This window comes from Nonomuraea aridisoli (assembly GCF_003236395.1).
In the GTDB taxonomy this organism is placed as follows: domain Bacteria; phylum Actinomycetota; class Actinomycetes; order Streptosporangiales; family Streptosporangiaceae; genus Nonomuraea; species Nonomuraea aridisoli.
In genome coordinates, this window is the sequence record NZ_POUD01000573.1 from 1 (window position 1) to 1,217 (window position 1,217).

1 pseudogene is annotated in these 1,217 nt (G+C 73.7%); it reads left to right on the forward strand.

Features of this window, described 5'->3' with window-relative positions:
* Positions 1-451 precede the first annotated feature (451 nt).
* Positions 452-1,217: pseudogene (locus C1J01_RS48135) on the forward strand (hypothetical protein); the annotation flags it as partial.

A 1,217-nucleotide genomic window follows, 5' to 3' on the forward strand; every position in this document is an offset into this window, starting at 1 on the left:
CCTCCTCACCCCCACCACACCAGTCCTGGCCCTCGAGACGCTCAGCACCACATCCACCACCGCCCTCCACCATGCGGCCGGACCGATCACCGCCACCACCCCGGCCACTGCACTTCCCCAGGCCGGCCTCACAGGCGGCGGCACGCCGGTGGCGGGACGTCGTGGGGGGTCCTCGGCCGGCGAGCGGGCGGTTGAGAGGCGGGTGGCGTTGATCGGGGTTCCGGGGCTGGAGTGGAGTGACATCGATCAGGTCAACACCCCGGCCTTGTGGCGGCTCGTCGGGCAGGGTGCCTCGGGGTCGCTGTCGACGCGGGCCGTGCCTCCTCCTGAGCGGGGGATCACCTGCCCCGTCGCCGGCTGGTTGACCGTGTCCGCCGGGCAGCGGGCCGGGACGGATGTGCGTGGCTGTCCTGAGCCGCCGGTTCCACAACCGTCCGGAGAGGGTGCCACGGTGCCGGGATGGGCGGCGATGGCGGCGTACCAGGCCGAGACCGGATACGACGCGCGCATCGGCACGCTGGGGGGACTCGTCGCTGACAACGGCGGCAAGGTGGCCGCCATCGGACCGGGCGCCGCCCTGGCCGCCGCCGACACGTCCGGAAATATCGCCAAATACGCCCCTACTCCCGAGGCGCTCACCGACCTGGCCCCGTACGACCTGATCGTCTTCGACGCCGACGACCTCGCCCAGGCCTGGTTCAACCGCCCTCACGACGAGTACGGCGTCCCCACAGCCCTCCCGGCGCCCGAGCGCCGAGCCGCGGTGGCGGAGGCCGATCGCCGGATCGGCGCCCTGATCGACCGGCTGCCTCCCGGCGCCACGATCCTGCTGGCCGGCGTATCCGACGTCACCCCCGACGCCCACCTGCACGTGGCGCTGGCCGCCGGCCCGTCCGCCACAGGACAACCCTTCCCGTACGGGCACCTCACGGCCACCTCCACCCGCCAGGACGCCCTGGTCACCATCACCGACCTCACCGCCACGGCCGTCCAGCTCCTGGGCCTGGACGCGCCCCGCGGGATCGTGGGCCGCCCCTGGCAGGCAGGCGGCCCGGCCCCGGAGACGCCGTCCGCCACGGTGACCGAACTCGCCGACGCCGACCTGGCCAGCAAGGTGCTGCGCGAGGTCCGCGGCCCGTTCTTCACCGTTTTGGTGACGGTCCAGCTGGTCTTCTACGCCCTCGCCGCCCTGGCCCTCCGCCGCCGCCGTACGACAC